The sequence below is a fragment of the Streptomyces sp. NPDC037273 genome, from assembly GCF_055603625.1.
The window spans coordinates 52,220-65,208 of the sequence record NZ_JBVJVO010000007.1 but is presented as its reverse complement, the minus strand read 5'-3'; the positions used below and the strand labels follow the sequence as shown (position 1 = coordinate 65,208).

Below are 12,989 nucleotides of genomic sequence, written 5' to 3'. Positions count from 1 at the left end.
CAGTACGGGCCCGGCGCCCGTGAGGTCACCGAAAACAGGCGTGACCCTCGCGCAACGGGGAGGCAACGTGCCGACCCCACCATCGACGCATGAACGCTCCCACCCTCGTCGCCGTGGGCCACGGCAGCCGGGACCGCCGGGCCCGGGCCACGCTCGGCCGCCTCCTCGACCGGGTCCGCGAGCTGCGCCCCGGGCTCGACGTCCGGCTCGCGCACATCGAACTGAACGCGCCGCTGCTCGACGAGGCCCTCGCGGACCTGGCCCGCGAGGGCCGGGACGCCGTGCTCGTCCCCCTCCTCTTCGCCCCCGGCCACCACGTCACCCACGACCTGCCCGCCGCCGTCGCCGCCGTACCGGCCCTCCGCGCCCGCGTCGCCGCCCCGCTCGGCGCCCACCCCCTCCTCGTCGAAGCGCTCGCCGACCGCCTCACCGAGGCCGGCTGGACCCCCGACAGGGGAGAAGGCGTCGTCCTCGCCTCCGCCGGCTCCCGCGACCCCCGCTCCGGCGCCGAGACCCGCCGCATCGCCGCCCTCCTCAGTGAGCGCCTCGACGGCACCCCGGTCCTCCCCGCCTACACCTCCGCCGCCACCCCCACCGTCCCCGAAGCCGTCCGCGCCCTCACCGCCTCCGGCCGCCACCGCATCGCCATCGCCTCCTGCTTCACCGCCCCCGGCCTCTTCGCCACCCGCGCCACCGCCCACGCCCCCTGGATCGCCTCCGCCCCCCTCGGCCCCCACCCCGCCCTGGCCCGCCTGGTCCTGCACCGCTACGACCGCGCCCTGGTGACCCGTACCGCCACCCCCAGGCGGGAACTCGCCGTCATCTGAGGCCTTCTGTCGGTCCCTCCGGTTACCTTCGAGGCATGGAAGGCATCGAGGACACCAAGGGCAGCGCAGACATCACGGACACCCCCGGCTACGACTCCGCGGCGACCGAGCGGTGGGCGGCGGAGCCCGACAAGCGCCCCGGCCGTACCGCCTTCCAGCGCGACCGGGCGAGGGTGCTGCACTCGGCGGCGCTGCGGAGGCTGGCGGGGAAGACGCAGGTGGTCACGCCGGGCACGCTCAGCCACTCCTGGGACGCGAGCCCGCGCACGCGGCTGACGCACTCGCTGGAGTGCGCGCAGGTGGGCCGGGAGCTCGGGGCGGCGCTCGGCTGTGATCCTGACCTCGTGGAGGCGGCGTGTCTGTCGCACGACATGGGGCACCCGCCGTTCGGGCACAACGGCGAGCAGGCGCTGAACGACGTGGCGAAGGACTGCGGGGGCTTCGAGGGGAACGCGCAGTCGCTGCGGCTGCTGACCCGGATCGAGCCGAAGCGGTTCGTGAAGGACGCGGACGGGGAGCCGGTGAGCGTCGGGCTCAACCTGACGAGGGCGGCGCTGGACGCGGCGACCAAGTACCCGTGGCCGAGGGGCGGTCACCCCACGGACCCCGGTTCGCCGAAGTTCGGGGTGTACGAGGACGACCTGCCGGTCTTCGAGTGGATCAGGCAGGGGGCGCCCGCCGACCGGAAGTGCTTCGAGGCACAGGTCATGGACTGGTCGGACGACGTGGCGTACTCGGTGCACGACTTCGAGGACGGGCTGCACGCGGGACACATCGACCCGAACCTGCTGCTCGCCGAGCCGGAGCGGGCCGACATCTTCGCGGTGGCCATCGGGAGGTACGTACCGGAGGACACGGACCCGGCGGAGCTGGCCGAGGCGCTCGACCGGCTGGTCGACCAGGAGTGGTGGCCGCACGGCTACGACGGGTCGGCGCGGGCGCAGGCGCGGCTGAAGGACGCCACCAGCCAGCTCATCGGCCGGTTCTGCCTGGCCGCCGAGGGCGCGACCCGGCAGGAGTACGGCGCCGGGCGGCTGACCCGGTACGGCGCGGAGCTCGTCGTGCCGCGCGCCACCCGCGACGAGTGCGCGGTCCTGAAGGCGGTCGCCGACCGGTACGTGATGCAGCGGGCCGAGCAGGAGGCGCTCAGGGCCGACCAGCGGATCGTCGTCGCCGAGCTCGCCGAGGCGCTCGTCGCCCGCGCTCCCGACGGGCTCGAACCGCAGTTCCGGGCCGCGTTCGACGCGGCGCGGGACGACCGGGCCCGCAAGCGGGTCATCGTCGACCAGATCGCCGGCCTCACCGACGCCTCCGCCCGCGCCCTCCACACCCGCCTCCGGCCCCACCGCTAGGCAGCGCCCGGGGCCGCCCGGCGGGTGCGGCCCTCTTCCGTCGTCCCCCTCCGTACGGGACCCTCGCAGGCACGGCCCGGAGCGGTACGACGGGACGAACGCCCGGGGGCGTAGGTTGGAACCGGTCGCAAAGAGGAGGAAACGACGTGGTCGACGCAGATCAGACCTTTGTCATCGTCGGCGGGGGCCTGGCAGGGGCCAAGGCGGCGGAGACCCTGCGCGCCGAGGGGTTCAACGGCCGGGTGATCCTCATCGGCGACGAACGCGACCACCCCTACGAGCGGCCGCCCCTGTCCAAGGGCTATCTGACCGGCGCCAAGGAACGCGACAGCGTCTTCGTCCACGAGCCCGCCTGGTACGCGGCGAACGACGTCGAACTGCACCTCGGCCAGTCCGTCACCGCCGTCGACCGCGACGCCCGCACCGTCCGCCTCGGCGACGGCACCGTCATCCGCTACGACAAGCTGCTCCTCGCCACCGGCGCCGAACCCCGCCGCCTGGACGTCCCCGGCACGGACCTCGCCGGCGTCCACCACCTGCGCCGCCTCGCCCACGCCGACCGGCTCCGCCAGGTCCTCGCCGGCCTCGGCCGGGACAACGGCCACCTGGTGATCGCGGGCGGCGGCTGGATCGGCCTCGAAGTCGCGGCCGCCGCCCGCGGCTACGGCGCCGAGGTCACCGTCGTCGAAGCCGACCCGACCCCGCTGCACCGGGTCCTCGGCCCCGAGCTCGGCCAGCTCTTCGCCGACCTCCACACCGACCACGGCGTCCGCTTCCACTTCGGCGCCCGGCTCACCGAGATCGTCGGCCAGGACGGCATGGTCCTCGCCGTCCGCACCGACGACGGCGAGGAGCACCCGGCGCACGCCGTGCTCGCCGCCATCGGCGCCGCCCCCCGCACCGCCCTCGCCGAGAACTCCGGGCTCGCCCTCGTCGACCGCGCCGACGGCGGCGGCATCGCCGTCGACGAGTCGCTGCGCACCTCCGACCCCGACATCTACGCGGCCGGCGACGTCGCCGCCGCCCACCACCCGCTCCTGCGCCACCGGCTCCGCGTCGAGCACTGGGCCAACGCCCTCAACGGCGGCCCCGCCGCCGCCCGCGCCATGCTCGGGCAGCACGTCTCCTACGACCGCGTGCCGTACTTCTTCTCCGACCAGTACGACCTGGGCATGGAGTACTCCGGCTGGGCACCCCCGGGGACGTACGACCAGGTCGTCGTCCGGGGCGACACCGGCAAGCGCGAGTTCATCGCCTTCTGGCTCAAGGAGGGCCGCGTCCTCGCCGGCATGAACGTGAATGTGTGGGACGTCACAGGCCCGATCCAGGACCTCATCCGATCCCGTACGGCCGTGGACCCGGACGCCCTCTGCGACCCCTCCGTGCCCCTCGAATCGCTTGGGTGAACCCGTAGACTTCCTGCGTGGCAGGCAGGATCAACGATGACGACGTGAAGGCGGTACGGGACGCGGTCCCGATCGACGCCGTCGTGTCCGAGTACCTCCAGCTGCGCAACGCGGGCGGCGGCAACCTCAAGGGCCTCTGCCCCTTCCACGACGAGAAGTCGCCGTCCTTCCAGGTCAGCCCCAGCAAGGGACTCTTCCACTGCTTCGGCTGCCAGGAAGGCGGCGACACCATCGCCTTCGTGATGAAGATCGACCACCTCTCCTTCTCGGAGACGGTCGAGCGCCTCGCCGCGAAGGCGGGCATCACCCTGCGGTACGAGGAAGGCGGCTACAACCCCGGCCACCAGCGCGGCGAACGCATCCGCCTGGTCGAGGCGCACAAGGTCGCCGCCCAGTTCTACGCCGACCAACTCGGCTCCGCCGAGGCCGAGATCGGCCGCAAGTTCCTCGCCGAGCGCGGCTTCGACCAGGCCGCGGCCGAACACTTCGGCGTCGGCTACAGCCCGGCCGGCTGGGACCACCTCACCCGCTTCCTGCGCGGCAAGGGCTTCTCCGACAAGGAACTGATCCTCTCCGGCCTCTCCCAGGACGGCCGCCGCGGCCCCATCGACCGCTTCCGCGGCCGCCTCATGTGGCCGATCAGGGACGTCGGCGGCGAGGTCGTCGGCTTCGGCGCGCGCAAGCTCCGCGACGACGACAACGGCCCCAAGTACCTCAACACGCCCGAGACGCCGATCTACAAGAAGTCCCAGGTGCTCTACGGCATCGACCTGGCCAAGAAGGACATCGCCAAGGTCAGCCGGGCCGTCGTCGTCGAGGGCTACACCGACGTCATGGCCTGCCACCTGGCCGGCGTCACCACCGCCATCGCCACCTGCGGCACCGCCTTCGGCGGCGACCACATCAAGATCCTCCGCCGGCTCCTGATGGACAACGGCTCGGCCCGCGTCATCTTCACCTTCGACGGCGACGCCGCCGGCCAGAAGGCCGCCCTGCGCGCCTTCGAGGACGACCAGAAGTTCGCGGCGGAGACGTACATCGCCATCGCCCCCGACGGCATGGACCCCTGCGACCTGCGGCTCGCCAAGGGCGACGAGGCCGTCGTCGACCTCGTCCAGCCCCGCACCCCGCTCTTCGAGTTCGCCCTCCGCCAGATCGTCGGCCGCTACGACCTGGAGACCCCGGCCGGCCGGGCCGCCGCGCTCGACGAGGCCGCGCCCGTCGTCGCCCGCATCAAGAACATCGGCGCCCAGCACGAGGTAGCCGTCCAGCTCGCCGGCATGCTCGGCATCCTCGACACCCAGTTCGTCGTCAAGCGGGTCGCCCAGCTCGCCCGCTGGGCCCGCGACCGCGGCGGCAAGGGCCCCGCGCAGCAGACCCCGCAGCGCGGCTACGACACCCCGGCCCCCGCCGCCGCCCCCGCCGGGCCCGCGCTCAACCTGCGCAGCCCCGCCCACCGCACCGAGCGCGAACTCCTCAAGCTCGCCCTCCAGCGCCCGGAACTCGTCTCCCCGGCCTTCGACGCGTACGGCATCGACGAGTTCACCGCCCCGCCCTACGCGGCCGTCCGCCAGTGCGTCCAGGACGCGGGCGGCGCCACCGGAGCCCCCTCCGACTACCTCGACACCGTCCGCGAGGCCGCGCCCAACGACACCGTCCGCGCCCTCGTCACCGAACTCGCCGTCGAGACGATCTTCGCCAAGAACGTCGACGAGGCCTACGCCGGCGACCAACTCGTCACCGTCCGGCTCCGCGCCGTCGACCGCCGCATCCGCGAGGTCCAGGGCACCCTCGCCCGGCTCGGCGCGAACGGCGACCCCGAGCAGCTCGCGGCCGTCCAGAACGAACTCTGGGTGCTCACCCAGTACGGGCAGTCCCTCCGGAACAACGGCGCCGCCGCGCTCTGACGGTCGGTCACGGTCCGAACTCAAAAAGTCACCGCACGCCCCTCGTGGCGTAGCTGTGTCGTACCCCACACTGGATGACGGTGCCGTTCCGCCCCTCCCTGGAGGTCGCCCGCCGTGCAGACCGAGATCCAGACCACCGAACCGGACGAGCAGGCCGACCTCCCCGAGATACCGGTCCAGCGGCGCCGGACCGACCTGGGCGGCAACGGGCCCTCCTCCGACCTCTTCCGCCAGTACCTCCGCGAGATCGGCCGCATCCCGCTGCTCACCGCCGAGGAGGAGGTCGAACTCGCCCGCCGCGTCGAGGCCGGACTGTTCGCCGAGGAGAAGCTCGCCAACACCCCCGACCTGGACTCCCGGCTCGCCGGCGACCTCGACCGGATCGTCGTCCTCGGCCGGATGGCCAAACGGAAGCTGATCGAGGCCAACCTCCGGCTCGTCGTCTCCGTCGCCAAGCGGTACGTGGGCCGCGGCCTCACCATGCTCGACCTCGTCCAGGAGGGGAACCTCGGTCTCATCAGGGCCGTCGAGAAGTTCGACTACGCGCGCGGCTACAAGTTCTCCACCTACGCCACCTGGTGGATCCGCCAGGCCATGTCCCGGGCCCTCGCCGACCAGGCCCGGACCATCCGCGTCCCCGTGCACGTCGTCGAACTCATCAACCGGGTCATCCGCGTCCAGCGCCGCATGCTCCAGGAACGCGGCTACGAACCCACCGCCGAAGAGGTCGCCGCCCAGCTGGACCTGGCCCCCGAGCGGGTCGGCGAAGTCCTCCGCCTCGCCCAGGAACCGGTCTCGCTGCACGCCCCCGTCGGCGAGGAGGACGACGTCGCCCTCGGTGACCTCATCGAGGACGGCGACGCCGCCTCACCCGTCGAGTCCGCCGCCTTCCTCCTGCTCCGCCGCCACCTCGAAGACGTCCTCTCCACCCTCGGCGAACGCGAACGCAAGGTCGTCCAGCTCCGCTACGGCCTCGACGACGGCCGCCCCCGCACCCTCGAGGAGATAGGCCGCATCTTCGGCGTCACCCGCGAACGCATCCGCCAGATCGAGTCCAAGACCCTCACCAAACTCCGCGACCACGCCTACGCCGACCAGCTGCGCGGCTACCTCGACTAGGGCCTGTCCGGCAGAACCGGCACGACCCGTGCCGCACGAGGTGCGGCACGGGTCGCTTCGCGGGCGGACGCCGGGGTCAGTCGACCTCGGCGACCGCCTGGGCGAACTGGGCCGCGTAGAGGCGGGAGTAGGCGCCGCCGGAGGACAACAGCTCCTCGTGGGTGCCCTGTTCGACGATCGAGCCGTTCTCCATCACCAGGATGACGTCCGCGTCGCGGATGGTGGAGAGACGGTGGGCGATGACGAACGAGGTGCGGCCGTGGGCGAGTCGGGCCATGGCCTTCTGGATGAGCACCTCGGTACGGGTGTCGACCGAGCTGGTGGCCTCGTCGAGGACGAGGATCACCGGATCGGACAGGAACGCCCGGGCGATGGTGATGAGCTGCTTCTCGCCCGCGCTGACCCCGGCGCCGTCGTCGTCGATGACGGTGTCGTAGCCGTCCGGCAGGGTACGGATGAACCGGTCGGCGTGCGCGGCGCGCGCGGCGGCCTCGATCTCCTCCCGGGTGACCTCGCGGGTGGCGCCGTACGCGATGTTCTCCGCGATGGTGCCGCCGAAGAGCCAGGTGTCCTGGAGGACCATGCCGATGCCGGCCCGGAGCTCCTCGCGGGGCATCCGGGCGATGTCGACGCCGTCGAGGGTGATCCGGCCGCCGGTCACCTCGTAGAACCGCATGAGCAGGTTGACGAGGGTCGTCTTGCCGGCGCCGGTCGGGCCGACGATGGCGACCGTCTGGCCCGGTTCGACGCTGAGGGACAGGTCCTCGATGAGCGGCTTGTCGGCCTCGTAGCGGAAGGAGACGTCCTCCAGGGCGACCTTGCCCTTGAGGTCGGCCGGCGCGAGGTCCGCGGGCGCCTGGCTCTTCGGGGCGTCCGGCTCCTGCTCCTCGGCGTCGAGCAGTTCGAAGATCCGCTCGGCGGAGGCGACGCCCGACTGGACCAGGTTCGCCATCGAGGCGACCTGGGTGAGGGGCATCGAGAACTGGCGCGAGTACTGGATGAAGGCCTGCACGTCACCGATGGAGAGCGTGCCGGTCGCCACCTTGAGCCCGCCGACGACGGCCACCAGGACGTAGTTGATGTTCGAGATGAAGAGCATCACCGGCTGCATGACGCCGCTGTTGAACTGCGCCTTGAACCCGGCCTCGTAGAGGGCCTCGTTCTGCTCGCGGAAGTCCTTCGCGGACTCCTCCTGCCGCCCGAAGACCTTCACCAGGGTGTGCCCGGTGTACATCTCCTCGATGTGGGCGTTGAGCGTGCCCGTGGACTTCCACTGCTGGACGAAGTGCGGCTGCGACCGCTTGCCGATCTTCGCCGCGACGAACACCGACACCGGGACCGTCACCAGCGCCACCAGGGCCAGCAGCGGCGAGATCCAGAACATCATGCCGAGCACGCCGACGATGGTGAGCAGCGAGTTGATCAGCTGGCCCATCGACTGCTGGAGCGTCTGCGAGATGTTGTCGATGTCGTTGGTCGCCCGGGACAGCACCTCGCCGCGCTTGGCCTTGTCGAAGTACGAGAGGGGGAGCCGCGCCAGCTTCGTCTGGACGTCCTCCCGCATCCGGTAGACCGTCCGGTTGATCACCTTGATCGACATGCGGGTGGAGACCAGCATGAGCAGGCCCGCCGCCACGTACACGCCGAGGACCAGGAGCAGCACCTCGCCGACGGCGGTGAAGTCGATGCCCTGGCCCGGGGTGAAGTCGACGCCGGAGAGCATGTCCGCCATGCCGGAGTCGCCCGAGGCACGCAGCCGGGCGATCGCCTCGGCCTTGGTGCCGCTCTCGATCTGGCGCCCGACGACGCCCGCGAAGACGAGGTCGGTCGCCTTGCCGAGGATCTTCGGGCCGACGACCGAGGCCGCCACCGAGAGCACACCGGCGATCAGCATCGCCCAGAGCGTGCCGCGTTCGGGCGCCAGCTGCTTGAGCAGCCGCTTGCCCGAGCCCTTGAAGTCCATCGACCGCTGGTCGGGGCCGCCACCGGCCATCATGCGTCCGCCAGGACCGGCCATCAGGCTGCCTCCGCCTCGGTCAGCTGGGAGAGCACGATCTCCCGGTACGTCTCGTTCTCCGCCATCAGCTCCTGGTGCCGTCCGGTGCCGACGACCCGGCCCTCGTCGAGGACGACGATCCGGTCGGCGTCCCGGATGGTGGAGACCCGCTGGGCGACGATCACCACCGTCGAGTCCGCCGTCTCCCGGGCCAGCGCCGCCCTGAGCAGGGCGTCGGTCTCGTAGTCGAGCGCCGAGAAGGAGTCGTCGAAGAGGTAGATCTCCGGCCGCTGCACCAGCGTCCGCGCGATGGCGAGCCGCTGCCGCTGTCCGCCGGACACATTGGTGCCGCCCTGCGCGATCGGCGCGTTCAGGCCGGCCTCCAGCTTCCGCACGAATTCGGCGGCCTGGGCGACCTCCAGGGCGTGCCAGAGTTCCTCGTCGGTGGCGTCGGGCTTGCCGTAGCGGAGGTTGGTGGCGACGGTCCCGGAGAAGAGGTACGGCTTCTGGGGGACGAGGCCGACGGTCCTGGCCATCAGCTGGGGGTCGAGCTTCCTGACGTCGACGCCGTCGACGAGGACGTCGCCGCCGGTGGCGTCGAAGAGGCGGGGCACGAGCCCGAGGAGGGTCGACTTGCCGCTGCCGGTGGAGCCGATGATCGCGGTGGTCTCACCGGGCCGGGCCACGAGCTCGACGTCCTTGAGGACCGGCTCCTCCGCGCCCGGATAACGGAAGTCCGCGCTCCGGACCTCCAGGTGCCCACGGCGGTCCAGGGTCCGCACCGGATCGGCCGGCGGCACGACGCTGGACTCGGTCGCCAGGACCTCCTCGATGCGCTCCGCGCACACCTCGGCCCGCGGCACCATCATGAACATGAAGGTGGCCATCATCACGGCCATCACGATCTGCATCAGATAGGCGAGGAAGGCGGTCAGCGCGCCGATCTCCATCCCGCCGCTGTCGATGCGGTGCGCGCCGAACCAGACCACGGCGACGCTGGACACGTTCACCACGGTCATCACGACCGGGAACATCAGCGCCATCAGCCGGCCGGTCGCCATCGAGACGTCCGTCAGCTGGGCGTTCGCCCCGCGGAACCGCTCCTCCTCGTACCCGTCCTTCACGAAGGCCCGGATCACCCGGTTGCCGGTGATCTGCTCGCGCAGCACCCGGTTCACCGTGTCGAGGCGCTCCTGCATGGTGCGGAAGAGCGGGCGCATCCGCCGGACGATCAGCGAGACCGAGACCGCGAGGACCGGCACCACCGCGAGCAGCACGCCCGAGAGCGGCACGTCCTGCCCGAGCGCCATCACGATGCCGCCGACGCACATGATGGGCGCCGAGACCATCAGGGTGAACGCCATCAGGACCAGCATCTGGACCTGCTGCACGTCATTGGTCGTCCGGGTGATCAGCGAGGGCGCGCCGAAGTGGCCGAGCTCCCGCGCCGAGAACGACTGGACCCGGTCGAAGACCGCGCCGCGGATGTCGCGGCCGAGCGCGGCCGCCGTACGGGCGCCGTGGAACACGGCCCCGATGTTGCAGACGACCTGCACCACGGACACGCCGATCATCAGCGCGCCGAACCGCAGGATGTAGCCGGTGTCCCCGTTGACGACACCGTTGTCGATGATGTCGGCGTTCAGGGTCGGCAGGTAGAGGCTCGCGCAGGTCTGCAGGAACTGGAGCAGGACGAGCAGCGCGATGGGTTTTCGGTAGGGCCGTAGATGGGTTCGGAGCAGTCTTATGAGCACGGCTCCACTATCGCCCGCGCCCCCGGGACGTTACGACTCGGTTTAGCCCGTGTCCGGGGGTGCGGGGCGAACCCTGGCCAAGACTTTACGAACCGCCCGCCGGAGCGGGGGCCCGGTCAGCCGCCGAAGGCACCCGGGTGGATCTGCTCCCGCGTCGCCGCGTACTGCTGCCGCACCGCCTGGCCCGCCGGGAGCTCGTCGCCCGGCTCCAGGATCTGCGCGGCCGCGCCCTGCCACGCCGGGGGAGCGGACGGGGAGAGCGTGCCGCGCGCCGCGCCGAGGGCCCAGGCGGCCTGCCGGGCCGCGCCGAGCGCCGCGTAGTCGGCCGGCTGGGGGACGACGACCTGGGCGCCGAACAGCGCGGGCGCCAGCGCCTGCACCGCCGGCAGCGCGGCAGCGGCGCCGAGCAGGAAGATCCGCCGCACCTCGACGCCACGGCCGCGCAGCACGTCCAGGGCGTCGCCGAGCGCGCAGAGCATCCCCTCGAACGCGGCCCGCGCCAGGTGCTCCGGCTTCATCGACTCGCGCCGCAGCCCGCTGAGCGTGCCCGCGGCGTGCGGCAGGCTCGGCGTCCGCTCGCCCTCCAGGTAGGGAAGCAGGACGAGCCCGTACGCCCCGGGGGACGACTTGAGGGCGAGCGCCGAGAGCTCGTCCAGGGAGTCGAGGCCCAGCATCTCGGCGGTGCCGCGCAGCGCCCGCACCGCGTTGGAGGTGTGGACGACGGGCAGGTGCATGCCGGTGGCGTCGGCGAAGGAGGTGATCATGCCGTCCGGGTCGGCGAGCGCCTCGTGGTGCACCGCCATCACGGAGCCGGACGCGCCGAGCGAGACCACCGCGTCGCCGTGCCCCAGGCCGAGGCCGAGGGCGGCGGCCATCGTCTCGCCCGTGCCGGCGGAGATCAGCAGGCCCTCGGGGGTGGTGCCGGCGGCCTCGGCCGGGCCGAGCACCTCGGGCAGCACGGCCTGGTGGCCGAGCGCGAGCTCCACCAGGTCGGGGCGGTAGGAGCCGGTGCGGGCCGACCAGTAGCCGGTGCCGGAGGCGGCGCCGCGGTCGGTGGTGCGGCGGGCGGGGCGGCCGAGGAGCTGCCAGACCAGCCAGTCGTGCGGCTGGAGGATCATCGCGACCCGGCGGGCGTGCTCGGGTTCGGTGCGCGCCAGCCAGCGGAGCTTGGCGACGGCCTGCCCGGGGCCGGGGACGCACCCGACGGCCTCGGCCCACGCCTGGCGTCCGCCCAGCGACTCCACGAGATCGGCGGCGGCGACCTGGGCCCGCTTGTCGTTGCGGACGAGCGCGGGCCGCACCAGGCCGCCCTGCGCGTCGAGCGGCACGAGCCCGTGCTGCTGCGCGGAGACGCCGATGGCCTCCACGCCTTCCAGGATCCCGCCCGTGGCCGCCTCGCCGAGCGAGAGCAGCCAGGACTGCGGGTCGACGTCCACGGCCTTGGGTTCACCGGGGTGCGCGGCATATCCCTGCCGCAGTACGGCACCCGTGTCCGTGTCACAGACGACGATGCGTGTGAACTCAGCAGAGCTGTCCAGGCCGGCGACTATCCCCATGACACATGATTCTGCCGCACGCGCGGGCGGTACGGGCCTCCCGGCGGCGATCAGGTGTTGCTGGTGCCCCAGTCGTCGTCCTCGACCCTGCCGTTCGCCCGGCCGCGCTCGCGCAACGCGTGCACCCGGTCGGTCACGGAGGACGGCAGCCGGTCGCCCACCTTGTCGCCCACCAGGTGCGCCGCCTTCCCCGCCACCTGGCGTCCGGTCTGCGCCGCGGACTCGGCCGCGTTGCGCACCGCCGGGTTCTGCGCGAAGTCCCGCGCCGACTTCTTCATCTGCTCGTACCGCTCGCGTCCGGCCCGCGTCCCCACCACGTAACCGAGGGCTAGACCCACGACGAACGTCAGCTTGTACCGCACGGCTGCGATCCTTCCCTGGAGGCCCTGGGGATACCGATTGGCGGAGCACCCCCCTGCTTGCGCTAATGTATGTCTCGCAGCGAGCGAGCGCCCTCCCGGTCAGCCGGACGGGGTCCGTTCGGTGCAACGCAGCAATCCCCTGTAGCTCAATTGGCAGAGCAGCCGGCTGTTAACCGGCAGGTTACTGGTTCGAGTCCAGTCGGGGGAGCGCGATCCCCTGTAGCTCAATTGGCAGAGCATTCGGCTGTTAACCGGAGGGTTACTGGTTCGAGTCCAGTCGGGGGAGCCACACGAAAAAGGACCCTTCGGGGTCCTTTTTCGCGTCTCCGGGAACCACCGGCGGCCCACCGCGGTCTTCATCGTCAGCAGAGCCGATCTTCCGGAGCAGGAGATCGTATGAGCGGCTATGCTGCGGCAGACGGCGCGCACACATGTACGCGCCTCACCGTTCGGGGCGGTAGCTCAGCCGGTTAGAGCAGCGGACTCATAATCCGTCGGCCGTGGGTTCGAGTCCCACCCGCCCCACCACAGCCCGTGGCTGCAGGAAGGTTTTCCCTGCGGCGACGGGCTCTTCGTTTTCCACGGTGCACCCCGCGTGAGGCACGTCACGGCAGCGACACGCCGATACTCACCCGGATGCGTGCGGGGCGGGTCGCGGGGTGACTCCTATGCGCCTTGGGCGTGGCCTATGCGCTCCGGGGGTGGGGGCC

General features: G+C 71.9%; 9 protein-coding genes and 3 tRNA genes. 8 read left to right on the top strand and 4 right to left on the bottom strand.

Translation table 11 applies throughout. The features are described from left to right. Positions 1 to 89 precede the first annotated feature (89 nt). The 5 genes from ACZ7G1_RS19945 (at position 90) to ACZ7G1_RS19925 (ending at position 6,611) form a co-directional block, all read left to right on the top strand. Positions 90 to 827: a sirohydrochlorin chelatase gene (locus ACZ7G1_RS19945; protein ID WP_470873205.1), complete on the top strand. Its 738-nt coding sequence runs from the start codon at positions 90 to 92 to the stop codon at positions 825 to 827. Between the two features lie 35 nt (positions 828 to 862). Then, positions 863 to 2,179 carry a deoxyguanosinetriphosphate triphosphohydrolase gene (locus ACZ7G1_RS19940; RefSeq protein WP_470873207.1) on the top strand — a complete coding sequence of 439 codons (1,317 nt, stop codon included), beginning with the start codon at positions 863 to 865 and terminating at the stop codon, positions 2,177 to 2,179. Positions 2,180 to 2,325: 146 nt separating this feature from the next. After that, on the top strand, positions 2,326 to 3,585 hold the full coding sequence (locus ACZ7G1_RS19935) for an NAD(P)/FAD-dependent oxidoreductase (protein ID WP_470873209.1): 1,260 nt from the start codon (positions 2,326 to 2,328) through the stop codon (positions 3,583 to 3,585). A gap of 17 nt (positions 3,586 to 3,602) precedes the next feature. Continuing rightward, entirely contained in the window at positions 3,603 to 5,492 is a 1,890-nt protein-coding gene (gene dnaG / locus ACZ7G1_RS19930) for a DNA primase (protein WP_470873211.1), read from the top strand. A gap of 168 nt (positions 5,493 to 5,660) precedes the next feature. Beyond that, entirely contained in the window at positions 5,661 to 6,611 is a 951-nt protein-coding gene (locus ACZ7G1_RS19925; protein WP_470873367.1) for an RNA polymerase sigma factor, read from the top strand. A 76-nt stretch (positions 6,612 to 6,687) separates the two neighbouring features. On the opposite strand, the gene ACZ7G1_RS19920 is transcribed toward ACZ7G1_RS19925, so the two are convergent. The 4 genes from ACZ7G1_RS19920 to ACZ7G1_RS19905 form a co-directional block, all read right to left on the bottom strand. Further along, complete coding sequence (locus ACZ7G1_RS19920) at positions 6,688 to 8,628, bottom strand: ABC transporter ATP-binding protein (protein WP_470873213.1); 1,941 nt, start codon at positions 8,626 to 8,628, stop codon at positions 6,688 to 6,690. Continuing rightward, on the bottom strand, positions 8,628 to 10,361 hold the full coding sequence (locus ACZ7G1_RS19915) for an ABC transporter ATP-binding protein (protein WP_470873215.1): 1,734 nt from the start codon (positions 10,359 to 10,361) through the stop codon (positions 8,628 to 8,630). The genes ACZ7G1_RS19920 and ACZ7G1_RS19915 overlap by 1 nt, the downstream gene beginning before the upstream one ends. Positions 10,362 to 10,477: 116 nt before the next feature. Beyond that, positions 10,478 to 11,917: an FGGY family carbohydrate kinase gene (locus ACZ7G1_RS19910; protein WP_470873216.1), complete on the bottom strand. Its 1,440-nt coding sequence runs from the start codon at positions 11,915 to 11,917 to the stop codon at positions 10,478 to 10,480. A gap of 50 nt (positions 11,918 to 11,967) precedes the next feature. Further along, complete coding sequence (locus tag ACZ7G1_RS19905) at positions 11,968 to 12,279, bottom strand: YtxH domain-containing protein (RefSeq protein ID WP_470873217.1); 312 nt, start codon at positions 12,277 to 12,279, stop codon at positions 11,968 to 11,970. A gap of 135 nt (positions 12,280 to 12,414) precedes the next feature. Here ACZ7G1_RS19905 and ACZ7G1_RS19900 point away from each other — a divergent pair. The 3 genes from ACZ7G1_RS19900 (at position 12,415) to ACZ7G1_RS19890 (ending at position 12,807) form a co-directional block, all read left to right on the top strand. Next, a tRNA-Asn gene (locus ACZ7G1_RS19900) sits at positions 12,415 to 12,487 on the top strand. Positions 12,488 to 12,492: 5 nt separating this feature from the next. Continuing rightward, a tRNA-Asn gene (locus ACZ7G1_RS19895) sits at positions 12,493 to 12,568 on the top strand. 162 nt (positions 12,569 to 12,730) lie between these two features. Beyond that, positions 12,731 to 12,807, top strand: a tRNA-Ile gene (locus ACZ7G1_RS19890). Positions 12,808 to 12,989 lie beyond the last annotated feature (182 nt).

What these genes read in the sequence shown, in the direction of transcription:
- ACZ7G1_RS19945 (WP_470873205.1), top strand. Translation starts at nt 90, where the DNA reads ATGAACGCTCCCACCCTCGTCGCCGTGGGCCACGGCAGCCGGGACCGC.
- ACZ7G1_RS19940 (WP_470873207.1), top strand. Translation starts at nt 863, where the DNA reads ATGGAAGGCATCGAGGACACCAAGGGCAGCGCAGACATCACGGACACC.
- ACZ7G1_RS19920 (WP_470873213.1), bottom strand. Translation starts at nt 8,628, where the DNA reads ATGGCCGGTCCTGGCGGACGCATGATGGCCGGTGGCGGCCCCGACCAG.
- ACZ7G1_RS19910 (WP_470873216.1), bottom strand. Translation starts at nt 11,917, where the DNA reads ATGGGGATAGTCGCCGGCCTGGACAGCTCTGCTGAGTTCACACGCATC.